Below are 16,853 nucleotides of genomic sequence, written 5' to 3' on the forward strand. Positions count from 1 at the left end.
CCCATCCAGAGACCAGGGGCGACGACGATGGACATTGTGGGAACCGGATTCCTGGCGCGCAGTCTGCGTCCGCTGGCCGGCCGGCATCCGGACACCGTGGCCCTCGCGGCGGGGGAGTCCCGGACCAGCGGCGCCACCGACGCGGACTTCGCGCGGGAGGTCGCGCTGCTGCGCGATGTCGCGAAGCAGTGCGCGGCGACCGGGCAACGGCTGCTGTTCTTCTCGACGGCCGCAACCGGCATGTACGGGTTAGCCGAGGGGCCGGGCAGAGAGGACACCCCGGTGACCCCCTACACCCCCTACGGCGCGCACAAGCTCGCGCTCGAGGAGCAACTGCGCGCCTCCGGAGTCGACCACCTCATCCTCCGTCTTGGGCACCTGGTGGGCCCGCACGGGCGGTACCACCAGCTCATGCCCACGCTGTTACGTCAGGTACGCGAAGGGGTGGTGTCCATGCACCGGGGCGCGACCCGCGACCTGATCCGTGTCAGCGACGCGATCACGATCATCGACCGGCTGCTCGCCGCGGGTCTGCGGGCCGACACGGTCAACGTGGCCTCCGGGTTCGCCGCCCCGGTGGAAGACATCGTCGACCACCTCGCCCGCCTGTTACGGCTCACGCCGCGCAAGGAGTACGTGGACACGGGTGTCCGCTACGCCATCTCCACGGAGAAGTTACGCGCCCTGGTCCCCCAAGTGGCGGACATGGGCTTCGGCCCCGGCTACTACCGCCGGGTCCTGGACGACTTCATCGCGGCCGAACATGCCTGACCCGGCGGCCGCGTACGCACACCCAGAAAGGCGGGGAGTTCCTCCGATGCCGACCCACACCCTCCAGACGCGTGAGAGCAAGAACCTGCCCGCCCGCATCGCACTGTCGGCCGCCACCGCCCAGGGCGCGCACCTGCGCACCGAGCATGTCGACGACTGGCTGGCCGAACGGGCCAGGGCCCATACCTTCCGGGTGGACCGGATACCGTTCGCGGAGCTGGACGGCTGGTCGTTCCAGGAGGCCACCGGGAACCTGGTGCACCGCAGCGGCCGGTTCTTCACCGTCGAGGGCCTGCACGTCACGGAGGAGGGCGAACCGCACGGCGACGGCCCGTACGCCGACTGGTACCAGCCCATCATCAAACAGCCCGAGGTGGGTGTCCTCGGCATCCTCGTCAAGGAGTTCGACGGGGTGCTGCACTTCCTGATGCAGGCGAAGATGGAGCCGGGCAACCCCAACCTGCTCCAGCTCTCGCCCACGGTCCAGGCGACCCGCAGCAACTACACCAAGGCCCACAAGGGCGCGGACGTCAAGTACATCGAGTACTTCGTCGGGCCGGACCGGGGCCGGATCATCGCGGACGTGCTCCAGTCCGAGCACGGCTCGTGGTTCTACCGCAAGTCCAACCGCAACATGATCGTGGAGGCGGTCGGCGACGTGCCGCTGCTGGACGACTTCTGCTGGCTCACCCTCGGCCAGATCGGCGAGCTGCTGCACCGGGACAACGTGGTCAACATGGACTCGCGTACGGTGCTGTCCTGCCTGCCCTTCGGGGACGCCTCGGACGGCGCGCTGCTCTCCGACATCGCCCTGCTGTCCTGGATCACGGGCGAGCGCACACGGCACTGCGTGCGGGCCGAACGCGTCCCGCTGGACTCCATTCCCGGCTGGAAGCGCGGCGAGAGCACGATCGAGCACGAGGAAGGCCGCTACTTCAATGTCGTGGCCGTGTCCGTACGGGCGGGAAACCGCGAGGTGACGGGCTGGACCCAGCCCCTGTTCGAGCCGGTCGGCCTGGGCGTGACCGCCTTCCTCACCCGCGCGTTCGGCGGTGTCCCGCATGTGCTGGTGCACGCCCGCGTCGAGGCCGGCTTCCTCGACACCGTCGAGCTGGGGCCGACCGTGCAGTACACGCCGGACAACTACGCCCATCTGCCCGAGACGAAGCGCCCCCCGTTCCTGGACACGGTGCTGCGCGCCCGCGCGGACCGCATCCGCTACGAGGCCGTGCATTCCGAGGAAGGCGGCCGCTTCCTCAACGCCGAGAGCCGCTACCTCGTCATCGAGGCGGACGAGGCCGAGGCTCCGCTGGACCCGCCGCCCGGCTACGCCTGGGTCACCCCCGCGCAGCTCACGTCCCTGGTGCGGCACGGCCACTACCTGAACGTACAGGCCCGCACCATGCTCGCGTGCCTCAACGCGACCGCGGTGAGGACCCGATGACCGGCCCCGTGCGCGTGGGGGTGATCGGATGCGCGGGCATCGCGGTGCGCCGCATGCTTCCCGCCTTCGCGGCCAGCCCCGACATCGAGATCGCGGCAGTGGCCAGCCGTGACCCGGCCAAGGCGCGGCAGGTCGCGGAGCGCTTCGGCTGCCGGCCCGTCCATGGATACGGCGAACTCCTCGAACTGGACGACATCCAGGCCGTCTACGTGCCGCTGCCCGCGGCCCTGCACGCCCAGTGGACCGAGGCGGCACTGAGCACGGGCCGGCACGTCCTCGCCGAGAAACCCCTGTCCACCGACCGCCACCGCACCGGAGAGCTGCTCGAACTCGCCGGCGCCCGCCGCCTGGTGCTCATGGAGAACGTCATGTTCGTCCACCACCACCGGCACCGGGCCGTACAGCGCCTGGTCACCGACGGCGCGATCGGCGAACTCCGCGCGTTCCACGCGGCGTTCACGATTCCGCCGCTCCCGGACGGTGACATCAGATACGACCCGGAACTCGGCGGCGGGGCACTGGCGGACGTCGGGATCTACCCGCTGCGGGCCGCACTGCACTTCCTGGGGCCCGAACTCGACGTCGTCGGCGCCCGTCTCGTCCAGGGAGCGGGACGGCAGGTCGAGACCTCCGGCGCCGCGTTGCTGAGCACTCCCGGCCCCGTCACGGCTCAGATCACGTTCGGCATGGAGCACGCCTACCGCTCGTCGTACGAACTGTGGGGCAGCGAGGGCGGCATCACCGTCGACCGGGCGTTCACCCCGCCCGCCGACCATGTCCCCGTGATCGGTCTCCACCGCGACGGGAAGGACGAGGAGATCCGGCTGGAACCCCACGATCAGGTGGCGGCCACCGTCGCAGCCTTCGCCTCGGCGGTGCGCGCCGGAACCTCTCCGGACACCCGCGACACCCTGCGGCAGGCAGAACTCCTCGACGCGATACGCCGGTCCGCCGCGCACGGAAAACCCATCGGAACCGGGTGAGCGGTCGCCACCCGGTCTCTCGGAAGGAGACACTCGTGCAACGCCACATCGCTTTCTTCAACTTTCCGGCCGTCGGCCATGTCAACCCCACGGTCGGCGTGGTCGAGGAACTGGTGAAACGAGGCCACCGCGTCACCTGCACGGTGACGGGGCACTTCGCTCCCATCGTGAAGGCCGCCGGGGCCGAGCCGGTCGGATACGACTCGGTCTTCGGCGACTTCTACCGCGCCCCCCTGACCGCCGACGAGAACGCGGGAGAGGGATTACGGTGCCTGAACGAAGGCGTGGCCCTCGTGGAACAGGTCGCACCGTTCTACCGGGAGAACAGGCCGGATGTGATCGTCCATGACTTCATGGCATGGGGCGCGCGTTTCCTCGCCGCCGAGAACGGCATTCCGTTGATCCGGACGTTTCCGGTGTTCGGGGCGAACGAACACTTCTCGATCCGGGAGAAGTTCCCCGTGGCGGAGCTGAACGATCCGCGGATGATCGAAGCGGCGAAGAAACTCGCGGCGGTGCTGCCCCAGTTCGGACTGCCCGCGGACCCGATGGGTTTCCTCACGAACATCGAGAAGCTCGGCATCATCTTCCTCCCGCGCGAGTTCCAGTACGCCGGCGAGACCTTCGACGACCGGTTCGTCTTCACCGGGCCCTGCATCGTCGAACGCCCCTACCAGGGCACCTGGCGGCCGGCCTCGCCCGACCGGCCCGTTCTGCTGATCTCGCTCGGCACCTCCGCGAGGGGCTGGCCGGAGTTCTTCTCGATGGCCATCGAAGCCTTCGGCGACTCCGAGTGGGACGTCCTCATCACCGTCGGTGACCACACCGACCCCGCCGGGCTCGGACCGCTGCCCGCGAACGTCGACGTACGGCGCTATGCGCCACAGCTGGACGTGCTGCGCCACGCCCGGCTGTTCATCACGCACGGCGGCATGAACAGCACCATGGAGTCACTGCACAACGGTGTGCCCATGGTGGTGGTGCCGCAGACGAGCGAGCAGCTGGCGAACGGCCTGCGCGTGGAAGAGCTGGGTCTCGGCCGTCTTCTGGCCAAGGAGGACGTCACGGTGCACAGCCTGCGCGACGTCGCGGCCCAGGTGACGGGCGACGCGTCCGTGACCGGCCGGGTGCGGGCCGTGCGGGAGCGTATGCGTTCCGTCAATGGTCCGGCCGTCGCCGCCGACGCCGTCGAGGCGTACCTGGCCCGCTTGGGCTGAGCGCCGCCGCCACGACCTGCGTCCCGACCGGTACCGAGCCGAACCCGCCTCGTACAAGCGGGGCACAAGGGGACGGCGGAACACTGGGGATGTGCCCACCTCCGCCCGCAGCCGCAACGGGCCGCACGAACCGCGCCCGGCGGCCGGCCCGCCGGCTGCCGGGCCACCACCCACGGCCTCCCGGTGGCGGCTGCCCGCCGGGCTCGGCCGGACCGGGCACATCGCAGTCGACCGGGCCTTCGGCTTCGGTCCGCGCCGTCCCGACGGCGCACTCCACTGACCGGGGACGGTGATCCGACATCATGGACCATCTGGAAGAGCTCAAGGAATTCGCCCGTCTGCACGCCCGCGGCCAGGGCATGACGGCCGAGCACGCCGCACGTGTCCTCACCCGTGTCACCAATGACACCACCGGGGATCCCGGCTCCTGGGCCGCGGTGTGGACCGCAGAGGGCCGGGCCGCCGCCGCTCGTGGCGACCTCCTCGACGCGTGCCGGCACTACGCCCTCGCCCGTTTCCCCTACCACGGCGACGCCGATCGCGTCCTCGCCCAGCAGCTCTGTGTCGACACCTTCGACCAGTGGCGCCGCGACCAGGACGGTATCGAGCGCCTGGAGTTCGACCACTCCGACGGCACCGTCGCCTGCTGGGCCGCCGGGCTCGACAGGCCCCGCCCGCTGCTGGTCGTCATGGGCGGCATCGTCAGCGTGAAGGAACAGTGGGCGCCGCTGCTGCCCCTGCTGCGCAGGCTCGGCTTCGCCGCCGTCGTCACCGAACTGCCGGGCGTCGGCGAGAACACCGTCACCTACGGCCCCGAGTCCTGGCGCACCCTCAGCTTCCTGCTCGACCGGCTCGCCGACCGCGCCCAGGTCGGTGACACCTCGATGCTCGCCCTCAGCTTCAGCGGCCACCTCGCCATGCGTGCCGCCGCCGAGGACCCCCGCATCCGCCGGGTCCTGACCGTGGGCGCACCCGTCGCCGGCTTCTTCGCCGACGAGGACTGGTGGCCCCGTGTGCCCGGCATCACCGCCGACACCCTGCGCCGCCTCACCGGCAGCGCGGACCTCACCGAACTGCGTCACCGCCTGCCGGGTTTCGCCTTCACGCCGGAGCGGCTTCGGCAGGTGCGCATTCCCGTCCGGTACGTCGCCAGCAGCCGCGACGAGATCATCCCGGGCAGCGAACAGGCGCTGCTGCGCCGCACGCTCGACGATGTCCGGTTCAAGACGTTCGACGACGTGCACGGCTCGCCCGCCCATCTCGGTGCGATGCGGCGCTGGCTCTTCTCCCAGTTGCTGTGGCTGCGCTTCGCGCGCCGCGGCCCCCGGCAGGCGTCCCGTTCCCTGGTCGGTGAGAGACCCTCATGAGTGAGCGCGGGAACGACCGCGAGGCGACCTCCACAACCGCCTGCGGCACGGTGCGGCCGTGGCAGACGCTGGCCTCACTCGGCATCACCGAGGACGACCTGACGGCTGTTCACCACAGGCCCTCCGCGCACCGGTTCCCCTCGGAGCGTACGGCGAACGCCGCCGTCACCTCCCTGCACGGGGGACCATGACGCGGGTGGCCCCGCAACCGCGGCCGGTGGCGCAGCCCTCGCCGGGATGCGATCAGGCGGCTGATCCATTGGGCGGGAACATGATGTGCCGCACCTCCGCGGTCGTCTCCGGCGGCCTTTTCGCCGGCACTTCGGCCAGCAGCCGGAATGTGCCGTCCGTCCCGGGCCCCGACTCCAGCCGTCCGCCCACCGCGGTCATCCGGGCGTGCAGATTGCCCAGTCCGCTGCCCCCGTGCGGTGAGGGGTCGTGGTAGGCGGGATCGACGCCGTCGTTCTCGACCACCAGCCGGACCAGGCCCTCCTGCTGGACGGCCCGGATGCCGCAGCGTGAGGCGTCGCTGTGCCGCAGCAGATTGGTGACGGCCTCCCGCAGTGTGGTGGCGAGCGCGGTGTCCACCTGGGGGGAGAGCGCCCCCAGGCGGACCTCCGTCCGTACGTCGATGCCGGCGGCGTCGAGCATCGAGCGGGCCGTCTTGATCTCCTGCTGCAGTGACATCTCGCGGAACCCGCTGGCGACTTTGCGGACATCGGCGAGGGACTGTCCGGCGATGCTCAGGACCTCGTTGATCTCCTTCATCGCGCGTGCCGGGTGCGCCGGGATGAGCCGGTGGATCAGTTCGCCCTTCAGGGTGATCGCGGAGAGGCTGAAGCCGAGCAGGTCGTGGAGGTCCCGGGCGAAGCGCAGCCGTTCTCTGGCGACTGCCTGGCGGGCGAGTTCCCCGCGGGCGGCGTGCAGTTGCGTGATCAGTTCCGTCAGCCGGGTGAGTCCGTAGACGACGAGTCCGGTCAGGAGCGAGGTCTCGGCGAGGTGGATGCCGTCGATGAGCGGCCGGCCTTCGAGGACGGGCGGGGTCAGCATGCTCAGCCCCGTGATCCCGTAGAGCGGCCAGGCCACCGGCGGCGGCAGGAGGAGCAGCACGGAACCGGCGAGGTATCCGGACACCGTCCCCCAGGAGGCGTGGAACACCGCGAGCGGCAGATAGGTCAGCAGTGTCTGGATGCTCAGGGTCAGGCACTTCTGGGGCAGAAGCGCCCGGCCGCTGCCCGGCGCGGAGTGGACGAGCTGCAGGGCGAGGACCGCCAGGAGGAGGAGCACACCGGTTGTCTTGGCCGCCCGGGACACACCGGCGCTCAGGATGGTGGTGGTGGTGAAGAGCGCGTAGCCCAGCAGCGCGGCGATGAGGATGGTGCGCGCCAGCCGGGGGGCGGGGAGACCGCTGCTGGGTCTGGGCGGGGACACCGCCTCATGTCTGCCCCGTGACTCGTCCGCACTGTCGGAACGGTCGTGGCTGTCGATCATCGCACGGCCTCTCGCAACTGTGTGCGCCATTCTGCGCAGATGATAAGTCAAGGGTGTGACATCCGGGCAGCAACGAGACCAACCCTCGGACGGTGAGCGAAACCAAGCTCAACTCCGCATCGTGGGTGGACCGTTCGCGTGCGGGCAGGCCGACCCGCGGCCCGGAGAGTCTGTGCGTGTCCACCGCCAGATGATGCCCGGAGTGACAGGAGTTGATGCGGAGCATTTGCCTTATGGGAGAAGCTTATTGAGTACCTGTCAGGAACTGTTCGGAGACTTGTGACCCGCCGGGCGTCGCACGGTGACCGGACCGGGCGGTGACCGGTGGCGCCGCCTGCGCGAGGAGTTCCCTCACGAGCGCGGCCACCTGCTCCGTCTCGATGAGGAAGCCGTCGTGGCCGCAGGAGGACTCGATCACCCTGAGACGGTCCGCCGTGGGGATGCCCGCCGCCAACTCCGCCTGCTGGGACGGAAGGTAGAGGCGGTCGGAGTCGACCCCCGCCACCAGGGTCCTCGCGGTCACCCGGCGCAGGGCGGCGCGCACACCGCCGCGGCCGCGCCCGATGTCATGGCTGTTCATGGCCTCGGACAGCACGACGTAGCTGCCGGCGTCGAAGCGGCGCACCAGCTTGGCCGCATGATGGCCGAGATAGGACTCGACCTGGTACCGGCCCCCGTGCCACGGGTCCTTCGTGCCCTGCGGTGAACGGCCGAAGCGGGCCTGGAGTTCGGGCTCGCTGCGGTAGGTGATGTGGGCGAGCCGACGGGCCAGGCCGAGTCCGGCGTCCGGTCCCTGACCGGTGTCGTGGTAGTGGCCGTCACGCCAGTGCGGGTCGGAGCGGATGGCGTGCAACTGGGCGCCGGCCCAGGCGATCTGCTCGGCGCTCGCGGCGGCCGCGGTGGCGAGCAGCAGAAGCGCGGCCGTGCGCTCCGGATGCGACACGGCCCATTCCAGCGCCCGCATCCCGCCCATCGAGCCGCCGACCACCAGGGCCCAGCGGTCGATGCCCAGCGCGTCGGCCAGGCCCGCTTCGGCCGCGACCTGGTCGCGCTGTGTCAGAAACGGGAAGTCGCCGCCCCAGCGTCGTCCGTCGGGGCGCAGCGAGGAGGGGCCGGTGCTGCCCTGGCAGCCCCCGAGCACGTTCGGAGCGACCACGAACCAGCGGTCGGTGTCCAGCGCGCGCCCCGGGCCGACGAGCCGGTCCCACCAGCCGGGAGTGGGGTGGCCGGGCTCGGCGGGGCCGGCGACATGGCTGTCGCCGGTGTGGGCGTGCAGGACGAGCACGGCGTTGGACGCGTCCGGTGCGAGCCGTCCCCACGTCTCGAACGCGAGGCGTACGCCCGGCAGTTCACCGCCCGCCTCCAAGACGAGCGGCCCCTCGCGCACATACCACCGGCGACGCCCGGGCGGGTCCCCCTCCCGCCAGCCCCCGGAGGCCGGCGGGAGGGGGACCCGCGAAGGCGTCAGTACGGTGCTCAGGACGCGCCCTTCGCCGCGCGGAACCCGGCCTCCAGGTCCGCCTTGAGGTCGGCGAGGTTCTCGATGCCCACCGAGAGGCGCACCAGCCCCGGGGAGGTGCCGGTGGCCGCGAGCTGCTCCTGGTCGAGCTGGCTGTGCGTGGTGGACGCCGGGTGGATGATCAGGCTGCGAACGTCGCCGATGTTGGCGAGATGGCTGAACAGCTCGACGGCGTCCACGAACCGCTTGCCCGCTTCGACGCCGTCCCGCAGCTCGAAGGACAGCACCGCGCCCGCGCCGCGCGGCAGGTAGCGCTGCGCCGCGCCGTACCAGCGGCTGGACGGCAGCCCCGGGTAGTGGACGGCTGCGACCTCGTCGCGTTGTTCCAGCCACTCGGCCAGGGCCTGGGCGTTCGCGGAGTGCCGTTCCATGCGCAGGCTGAGCGTTTCGGCGCCCTGCAGGAGCAGGAAGGCGGAGTGCGGCGCGAGGGCCGGTCCCAGGTCGCGCAGCAGCTGCACCCGGAGCTTGACGGCGAAGGCACCGGGGCCCAGGGCGGACCAGTACCGCAGGCCGTGGTAGCTCGGGTCGGGCTCGGTGAAGTCGGGGAACCGCTCGGTGTGCGCCCCGAAGTCGAAGGTGCCGCCGTCGACGACGACACCCGCGATGGTCGTGCCGTGCCCGCCGAGGAACTTGGTCGCCGAGTGCACCACGATGTCCGCGCCGTGCTCGATGGGCCGCAGCAGATAGGGAGTCGGCACGGTGTTGTCCACGATGAGCGGAACCCCGGCCTCGTGCGCCGCGTCGGCGACCGCCCGCACGTCCAGCACGTTCGCGCGCGGATTGCCCAGTGTCTCCGCGAACAACGCCTTGGTCCCCGGCCGGATCGCCGCCCGCCAGGCGTCGATGTCGTCCGGGTCGTCCACGAAGGACACCTCGATGCCCAGCTTCGGCAGCGTGTGCCGGAACAGGTTGTACGTGCCCCCGTACAGCGACGTACTCGAGACGATGTGGTCGCCGGCGCTCGCCAGGGTGAGGATCGCCAGGGTCTCCGCCGCCTGCCCGGAGGACACGGCCACGGCGGCGACCCCGCCCTCCAAGGCGGCGATGCGCTGCTCGAACACGTCCTGGGTGGGGTTGTGGATGCGGGTGTAGATGTTGCCGGGCTCGGCGAGCGCGAACAGATCGGCGGCGTGCCGGGTGTTCCGGAACACGAACGACGAGGTCTGGTAGATCGGCGTCGCCCGGGCCCCGGTCGTCGGGTCCGGCGCGGCGCCGGCGTGGATCTGCTTGGTCTCGAAGGACCAGGCGGATGTGTCCGGTCCGAACGGCTGGCTCATGGTTCTCCCCTGCGCAGGGCATCGTGGACGCCCGAGAATGTAGAAAGAGGCAAATGCGGATGTAAGGCGAAAAGGACGCCGGGTGAAGGAAGCGCACGACGCGGGCACGCACACCCGGGGAGGGCAGCGCTCAGCGGGGCGCGATGGGAAAGGGGTTGATCAGATGCCGGAGCGCGGCGTCAGCTCACGGCGCAACAACACGTGGTGGTGACACGCACGTAGTCAACGTGGCGGCGGGTCACAAGCACGGTCATGGAGACAGATAACCACATGGGCGCATCACCGCACCAGCTCACCCCGGTCGTCTCACATGCCGGGACGCGCTTTCGGGCATCCGCGGTCAAGGTCATGCGCTCGGGCGGATGCGCTCGGGCACCTGGGCCGTGATCGGGTCCGCGCGGAGCGGTGCCGGGCGGACGGTGGCTTCCCCGGTGACGGTCTGGCTCGCCACGCGGCCCCGGTCAGCCCGCGTCGGCCGCCGCGAAGCTCACCTCCGCCGTGCCGACGGTCCCCCCTCGGCGCCCGGGCGCGCTCTGCCACTTCCAGTAGAGATTGGTGTGCGCTATCACCTGCTCCGGGGCCGGCGCGCCGAACGCGGTGAGGTCCTCCGTCGTGTGCGCGTCGCCGACCAGCGTCACGTCGTACCCGCGGACGAGCGCGCCGTGCAGGGTCGAGCGGATGCAGGCGTCCGTCTGGGCGCCGGTGACGATGAGCCGCCCCACTCCGCGCTCGGCCAGCACCGCTTCCAACTCGGTGTCCTCGAACGAGTCGTAGTAGGTCTTGTGGACAAGCGGTTCCGCATCGCGACGCACCAGCTCCGGCACGTACTGCCAGCTCTCACTGTCCGGTTTGAGCTCGTCGCTTGAGTGCTGCACCCAGACCACGGGCGCGCCCTCCGCGCGCGCCCTGTCGATCAGGGTGTTGATGTTCGCGATCACGCTGTCGCGGTGGGGAGAGCCTGCCACCACCCCGTTCTGGACGTCGATGACGAGCAATGCGGTGTGCGGCCGGTTGGGCAGCGTCGTCATGGGTGCTCCGGTTTCTCGTCACGGATCCGTGTCGACTTCACCGTAGACGGGGCCACTGACAACGGCCCTGGCACGCGGTCAGCGCAGCAGTCCCGCCAGACGGCGCCAGGCCGCCCGGGGAAGGGAGTCGCGGGAGCCGTCCTCGATCACCTGCAGCGCGATGTGGTCCGCGCCCGCCGTGCGGAAGGCTTCGATCCGTTCCCGGATCCGTTCGTCGTCCCCCCAGGCGAAGAGCGCGTCGACCAGGCGGTCGCTGCCGCCGCGCGCGAAGTCGTCCTGCGTGAAGCCCAACTGCTGGAGGGCGGTCGTGTAGTTCGGCAGCTCCAGGTAGAGGGCGAGGCTGCCGCGGGCCGTCGCCCTGGCGCGGTCCGGGTCCGTGTCCAGGACCACCTTCGTCTCCGGTGCGAGCAGGGGAGTGCCGCCCAGGACGGCGCGGGCCCGGGCCGTGTGCCCGGGCGTCACCAGGTAGGGGTGGGAGCCTGCGGCGCGGTCGCGGGACAGCTCCAGCATCTTCGGGCCGAGCGCTGCCAGCACGCGGCGCCCGGCGGGCACGCCCGCGGCGTCGAGTGCGTCCAGATATTCGACCATCGCCGAGTACGGGCGGCGGTACCGCTCCGTCAGCGCGGCATGGCTCACGCCCAGTCCGAGCAGGAAGCGCCCGGGGTGCGCCGACTCCAGCTCGGTGAAGCGCGCCGCGGTCTCGGCCGCCCCGTACTGCCAGATGCTCTGGATGCCGGTCGCCACGGTGAGCCGAGAGGTCGCCTCGATCAGCGGTACCGCGTGGCGCACGGTGCTGCTGCGGCCCAGCCAGACGGCGCCGAAGCCCAGTTCCTCCAGTTCGGCGGCGGCCTCGGCCAGTTCGCCCCGCCTGCCGGGGTCCTCCGAACGCAGTCCGGCACTCCAGATGCCGTAGGCGCCGAGGGTCTCCTTCAGGGAGCCCTTCAGGGGGCCTTCGCGGTCCTCGCTCGTGACGTTGCCCATCGGGTCCGTTCCCTCCGTACTTCGGTGCCGCGTCCGGTCCGTGTGACCTGCCCCGCGTCACCCGGATCCCGGACCCCAGCAGAGCCCAACGGGCGGCCGCCGGTGCGTATTCCACGCCGGAGGCACCCTGGCGTACTCCTCGAGAGGCCGCACCACCGCGCACACTCCGGGACCGTGCGGCCGCGTTCGGCGGGCTACGCCGTGGACACGGCCGGCGGCCGCTGGGGGAGCGCCGCGCGGATGCGGGCGATCGGCGCCGGGAGGAACAGCGAGCCCACCGTCGCCGCCGCAGCAGCGGACAGGGCGATGCCCCAGGCCAGGGGCCCGAGGGGGGTGCAGCCGAAGAACTGGCTGAGGACCGGCGTCTGGACGACCGCCGCCAGGGCGGCCAGGGAGCCCAGCGAGGAGAGGACGATCGCCCTGCTCCGGCCCCCGGCCAGCAGGGTCTGGCCGAGCTGCGTGCCCACGAGCGCGACCAGGGCGACGGTGCGGGCGCGGCGGCCGCGGCCGGTGAACCGGGCGGCGAGCCAGCCCGAGGCGGCACCGAGCGTGGTGGCCACGGCGCGGCAGACCGTCTCCTCGGTCAGGGCCGTGCCGAGCGAGACCTCCGGTCCCTCGTGGAGCATGCGCTCGGCCGCCTCCGGCCGGGGCGGGCGCAGCGCGACGGCCATGGCCGGGACGAGGTCGGTGAACAGGTTGACCAGCAGCAGCTGACGGGCCGTCAGCGGCGATGTCCCGGTGGCGGCCGCACCGAGGAGGGTGAACGCGATCTCCCCCAGGTTGCCGCCGACCAGGATCGCCAGGGCCTGGCGCACGGAGGCCCACATGGCGCGGCCCTCGACGAGCGCGGCGAGCACCGTCTCCAGCCGGTTGTCGGTGACGACGAGGTCGGCCGCCGCGCGCGCCGCCGGAGTGGCCCGCACCCCGAACGCGATCCCTATGTCGGCGAGCCGGATCGCGGGCGCGTCGTTGGCGCCGTCGCCGGTCATCGCGACGGTGCGGCCCAGCCGCTGGAACGCCTGCACCACGCGGACCTTGTGCACCGGGGTGCCGCGCGCGACGACCCCGATCTCGGGCAGCAGGGCGTCGAGCGAGCGGTCGTCCAGGGCGTCGAGTTCGGCACCCGTCACCACCCGCCTGCCGTCCAGGACCCCCAGGTCGGCGGCGGCCTTGCCGGCGGTGCTCGGATGGTCTCCGGTGATCATCACGATGTGCACTCCCGCGTCCGCGAGATGGCGCACCGCGTCCGCGGCGGTGCCGCGCACACGGTCGGCGAACGCGAGGAAACCGACGAAGCCGAGGCCCCCCACCGCCTCGTCGGTGAGCCTCCCGTCGGCGGCGTCGCGGAGCTCGGCGACCGCCAGGACGCGATGGCCCTCGGCCGCCAGCTTCTCGCCGGTGGTGAGGATGTCGGCGCGGTCCTCCTCCGTCAACCGCCGGCCGGCGCGGGTGGCGCAGCGCGCGACGACCTCCTCCGGGGCTCCCTTCACGGACAGGATGCGGCGTTCCCGGGACCGGCCCAGGGTGGCGTGGAAACCGCGGCTCGGCTCGAACGGCAGGCCGGAGAGCCGCCGCCAGTCCGGTGCGCCCGTCGCCCGGCGCACGCCCGCCTCCCGGGCGCCGTCGGTGACCGCGCCGTCGGTCGCGTGCTCCAGTCCGTTGCCGCCGTGCGGGCGCGGTGTCGCCCGCAGCGCGGCGGCCAGGACGGCGCGCTGCTCGTCGCCGAGGGACTCCAGGGGCCGGCTGTCGCCGTCGGCCGCGACGGCGACGAGGAAGATGTGCCCATGGGTGAGGGTGCCGGTCTTGTCGAAGCACAGCACGTCGGTGCGGCCGGCGGCCTCGATGGTGCGGGGATCCCTGACCAGGGCCCCCCGGGCGGACAGCCTTCTGGCGGAGGCGAGCTGGGCCGCCGAGACCAGGAACGGCAGCCCCTCCGGAACACTGGCCACGGCCAGGCCGACACCCGCGCCGACCGTGTCCCGGGCACGGCGCCCGCGCAGGGCGCCGGCCACCACGACCGCCACGGCCGAGCCGAGGGCCACCGGCAGGGCACTGCGGGTGATCCGGGCCAGCCGGCGCTCCACACCGACGGCGGGCGCGGCACCCCGGCCCACCGCGGCCGCCCGGCTCGCCTCGGTCGCGGCGCCGGTCGCGACCACCAGCGCGCGGCCACGCCCGGCCGCGACGGTGGTGCCCTCGTAGACCATGGACGTACGGTCGGCGAGTTCCGACGCCAGCACCGGCGCGACGTCCTTGGCCACCGGGAGCGACTCGCCCGTGAGCGCGGACTCGTCGGCCTCCAGATGGTGCGCCTCCAGCAGACGCCCGTCGGCCGGGACGACATCACCGGCGCCCAGGTCCACCACGTCGCCGACGACCAGGTGCTGGGCGGGAACGGTGGTCTCCGTCCCGTCCCGCAGAACCCTCGCCACGACGGCCGACTCGCGCCGCAGCCGGGCCTCCGCACGGGCGGTCCGGTGCCGCTGGAAGCCGCCGAAGAGCCCCGACACCGCGGTGACGGCCATGATGACGACGGCGTCGAGGACGGCACCCACCGACGCGGACATGGCCGCGCCCGCGCCCAGCACGGGCGTGAGCGGGTTGGCCATCTCGGCGAGACAGGCCCGGCCGAGCGACGACGAGGGCGCGCGCTCGCCGGGTACGGCACCACGCCTCCGCGCCTCCTCGCCCGACAGTCCACCGGCCGTGCTCCCGGTCCGGGAGAGCAGGGTGGCCGGGTCCATGGCATGCCAGGGATGACGGGACTCGGCGGGCAGGGGCGGGGGAAGCCGCAGCAGCCGTACCGCCGACCAGACCCCGGCGGCGATGCCGAGCGCGGCCGCCGCGTTGAAGGCCGTCACCCCGCGCGCGGCGGACCGCTGCCGCCGTCCGGTCAGCGCCGCCGTCGCACCGACGGCCGCGGAGACCTGGGCGAGCCGCACACCGCGCCGCGCACTGTCCCGCGCGCCGCGGCAGCCCCGCACGACGACGGTGGCCGCCAGCGGATCGGAGTCCATGTACAGATCCGCGCCCCAGGGCGGGGTCCCGTCCGGGCCGGAGATCCCCACCCCGACGTCGGCCGCCCGCAGGGCGGACCGGTCCCGGGAGACCAGCAGGACACCGTCGCCGTCCCGCTGGAGGGCCCGTACGGAGGCGAGCAGGCCCTCGCCGGCGTCACGCACCGCGTCGGCATCCCGGACGGCGGGGTCGGCCGTGTGCGGACCCGCGGTCACGACGGTCAGCCCGGCGTCGTGGGCGGCGGGCACGAAGGCGTCGGCGGACTCGTGCATCTGCGGCACCACGCTGATCACGGCGAGCAGACGGCGTCCGTGTGCCAGCCCCAGCACGAGCCGCGCGCCGTCGTGGCGCAGCCGCTCCCGTTCCTGCGTCCCGGTACGTCCCTGCAGCGGCAGCCGCTCGACCGGCCCGAGCGCCCACTCGCCCTGCCGGGACAGCCGCTCGGGCGTGGCGCCGTCGAAGAGCCGATGGGCCCGCGCGGCGAGTTCTCCCGCGGGCACGTCCTCGTCGAGGGGGACCAGATCGGCCAGAAGGTGGGACCCGGTGGCCAGGACATCCGTGTCGAGGAGCATCGTGCCGACACGGTCGAGCCTGCGCAGGGCATCGGGTTCGGCCACGAGGACCCCCCGGCGCGCCAGGCCCCTGCCGAAGGCCGAGGCGAAGCCCTCTCGGGCCAGCAGAGGTGCCTTGGGGATGGCCGCCAGGGCGCCGCCGAGGGCCCTTCCGGGGCGCCGGGTGACGAGCAGTGAGCCGGCGAAGGTCGCCGCCGCCACCAGGGGCACCTGGTCCGCGTAGCGTTCGACCGGTCCCGGCCGCAGCGGCGTCTTCCGTGCCGGTGCCGGCGGCGCCGCCCCGTGGGAGCCGGCGGCGGCGGTGCCCGTGAGACGTGGTTCGGCCGCGGCCCAGGACGCGTGCTCCGCCTTGGCCTCCACCACCCGCAAGGCATGCCGGACGGTGTCCACGCCGACCCCGAGCACACCGCCGGAGCCGGCATGGCCGATCGCTGTCAGCCCGGCCATCAGCAGTCCGGCGTTGTCGGTGCCGACCGCCCGCTCGACCAGGCGACGCAGCCGCGGATGGACGTCGACGAGCGGGACGAGCGCCGCGGCCTGGGCAGGGAGGGGAGCACGGCGGGTCAGTCCCGCCGCGGCGGCCAGGGGCGCGGCCGCCACCTGCACGGCCACCGCCCATGCCGCCCGCCGGGAGGCCCCGCCGGAGAGGGGATGGTCGGGCAGCGGGTGGTCGGCACCGTGCGCCTCCTCGACCGCCTCGACCGCCTCGATCAGGGCCGCCACGGTCTCCGCCGCGTCCGAGGGGCCCTCGGTGGCGACGACGACATGCCCGAGCACGGTGTTCGCCGCGGCCCAGACCACGCCGGGCACCTCCGCGAGCCGCCGCTCCACGTCCTCGACGAGCCTGGCCGCCGACGGGTGGGGCAGGTCGCCCTCGCGCAGCCCCCGTACCGGGACGTGTGCGCGCCCCTCGAAGTGCCGTATGTGCCGTGTGGTGTCGCGGCCCCGCAGTGCGCCGGCGGCGGATGACACCGCGGCTCGCACCAGGCCGCCTCCCGGCAGCAGTGCCACAGCGCATCACCTGCCTCATCCGCCCCACCCCGGGCCCGGAACGTCCCTTCCTGCGCGAGTAGCCACGAACCTCATGGTTCACACGAAATCAATGCAGACAGCCATCAATCGGTGATAGGGGGCATGCCGCGCGAAGCGCGCGAGAATTGAAGAGGCACACCGTAAGGACTCCAC

The 16,853-nt window shown here is 72.5% G+C and carries 12 protein-coding genes; 6 read left to right on the forward strand and 6 right to left on the reverse strand.

The annotated features are described in order from the left end of the window. Window positions 1-27 precede the first annotated feature (27 nt). From ACZ79I_RS36400 to ACZ79I_RS36425, 6 genes are all read left to right on the forward strand, one after another. Entirely contained in the window at window positions 28-771 is a 744-nt protein-coding gene (locus ACZ79I_RS36400) for an NAD-dependent epimerase/dehydratase family protein (RefSeq protein WP_471503501.1), read from the forward strand. Window positions 772-817: 46 nt separating this feature from the next. Then, window positions 818-2,215 carry an NDP-hexose 2,3-dehydratase family protein gene (locus ACZ79I_RS36405; RefSeq protein ID WP_471503503.1) on the forward strand — a complete coding sequence of 466 codons (1,398 nt, stop codon included), beginning with the start codon at window positions 818-820 and terminating at the stop codon, window positions 2,213-2,215. Then, the gene (locus tag ACZ79I_RS36410) at window positions 2,212-3,198 is read left to right on the forward strand and encodes a Gfo/Idh/MocA family protein (protein WP_471505446.1); all 987 of its coding nucleotides are present in this window, start codon (window positions 2,212-2,214) and stop codon (window positions 3,196-3,198) included. Before ACZ79I_RS36405 ends, ACZ79I_RS36410 begins: the two co-directional genes overlap by 4 nt. Window positions 3,199-3,233: 35 nt before the next feature. Continuing rightward, on the forward strand, window positions 3,234-4,415 hold the full coding sequence (locus ACZ79I_RS36415) for a macrolide family glycosyltransferase (RefSeq protein ID WP_471503505.1): 1,182 nt from the start codon (window positions 3,234-3,236) through the stop codon (window positions 4,413-4,415). A gap of 302 nt (window positions 4,416-4,717) precedes the next feature. Beyond that, window positions 4,718-5,782 carry an alpha/beta fold hydrolase gene (locus ACZ79I_RS36420; protein ID WP_471503507.1) on the forward strand — a complete coding sequence of 355 codons (1,065 nt, stop codon included), beginning with the start codon at window positions 4,718-4,720 and terminating at the stop codon, window positions 5,780-5,782. Then, window positions 5,779-5,973, forward strand: coding sequence for a hypothetical protein (locus tag ACZ79I_RS36425; protein WP_471503509.1), 195 nt, complete (start codon window positions 5,779-5,781; stop codon window positions 5,971-5,973). The genes ACZ79I_RS36420 and ACZ79I_RS36425 overlap by 4 nt, the downstream gene beginning before the upstream one ends. A 52-nt stretch (window positions 5,974-6,025) precedes the next feature. On the opposite strand, the gene ACZ79I_RS36430 is transcribed toward ACZ79I_RS36425, so the two are convergent. From ACZ79I_RS36430 to ACZ79I_RS36455, 6 genes are all read right to left on the reverse strand, one after another. After that, window positions 6,026-7,213 (reverse strand): sensor histidine kinase, encoded by a 1,188-nt coding sequence (locus tag ACZ79I_RS36430; protein ID WP_471503511.1) that lies wholly within the window; start codon window positions 7,211-7,213, stop codon window positions 6,026-6,028. Window positions 7,214-7,517: 304 nt separating this feature from the next. Next, window positions 7,518-8,753, reverse strand: coding sequence for a homoserine O-acetyltransferase MetX (gene metX / locus ACZ79I_RS36435; RefSeq protein ID WP_471505449.1), 1,236 nt, complete (start codon window positions 8,751-8,753; stop codon window positions 7,518-7,520). Next, window positions 8,750-10,069 carry a bifunctional o-acetylhomoserine/o-acetylserine sulfhydrylase gene (locus ACZ79I_RS36440; protein ID WP_471503512.1) on the reverse strand — a complete coding sequence of 440 codons (1,320 nt, stop codon included), beginning with the start codon at window positions 10,067-10,069 and terminating at the stop codon, window positions 8,750-8,752. The genes metX and ACZ79I_RS36440 overlap by 4 nt, the downstream gene beginning before the upstream one ends. Window positions 10,070-10,530: 461 nt before the next feature. Next, window positions 10,531-11,097 (reverse strand): cysteine hydrolase family protein, encoded by a 567-nt coding sequence (locus tag ACZ79I_RS36445; protein WP_471503514.1) that lies wholly within the window; start codon window positions 11,095-11,097, stop codon window positions 10,531-10,533. A gap of 78 nt (window positions 11,098-11,175) precedes the next feature. Beyond that, a complete protein-coding gene (locus ACZ79I_RS36450; protein WP_471503516.1) occupies window positions 11,176-12,078 on the reverse strand; it encodes an LLM class F420-dependent oxidoreductase in 903 nt (300 codons plus the stop codon). Window positions 12,079-12,272: 194 nt separating this feature from the next. Then, window positions 12,273-16,679, reverse strand: coding sequence for a cation-translocating P-type ATPase (locus tag ACZ79I_RS36455; protein WP_471503518.1), 4,407 nt, complete (start codon window positions 16,677-16,679; stop codon window positions 12,273-12,275). Window positions 16,680-16,853: the final 174 nt, after the last annotated feature.

It is taken from the genome of Streptomyces sp. PSU-S4-23 (assembly GCF_055632315.1).

Excerpts from the sequence above, each read along its gene's own strand:
- ACZ79I_RS36400 (WP_471503501.1), top strand. The coding sequence starts at position 28 with ATGGACATTGTGGGAACCGGATTCCTGGCGCGCAGTCTGCGTCCGCTG.
- ACZ79I_RS36405 (WP_471503503.1), top strand. The coding sequence starts at position 818 with ATGCCGACCCACACCCTCCAGACGCGTGAGAGCAAGAACCTGCCCGCC.
- ACZ79I_RS36410 (WP_471505446.1), top strand. The coding sequence starts at position 2,212 with ATGACCGGCCCCGTGCGCGTGGGGGTGATCGGATGCGCGGGCATCGCG.
- ACZ79I_RS36420 (WP_471503507.1), top strand. The coding sequence starts at position 4,718 with ATGGACCATCTGGAAGAGCTCAAGGAATTCGCCCGTCTGCACGCCCGC.
- ACZ79I_RS36425 (WP_471503509.1), top strand. The coding sequence starts at position 5,779 with ATGAGTGAGCGCGGGAACGACCGCGAGGCGACCTCCACAACCGCCTGC.
- ACZ79I_RS36440 (WP_471503512.1), bottom strand. The coding sequence starts at position 10,069 with ATGAGCCAGCCGTTCGGACCGGACACATCCGCCTGGTCCTTCGAGACC.
- ACZ79I_RS36445 (WP_471503514.1), bottom strand. The coding sequence starts at position 11,097 with ATGACGACGCTGCCCAACCGGCCGCACACCGCATTGCTCGTCATCGAC.
- ACZ79I_RS36450 (WP_471503516.1), bottom strand. The coding sequence starts at position 12,078 with ATGGGCAACGTCACGAGCGAGGACCGCGAAGGCCCCCTGAAGGGCTCC.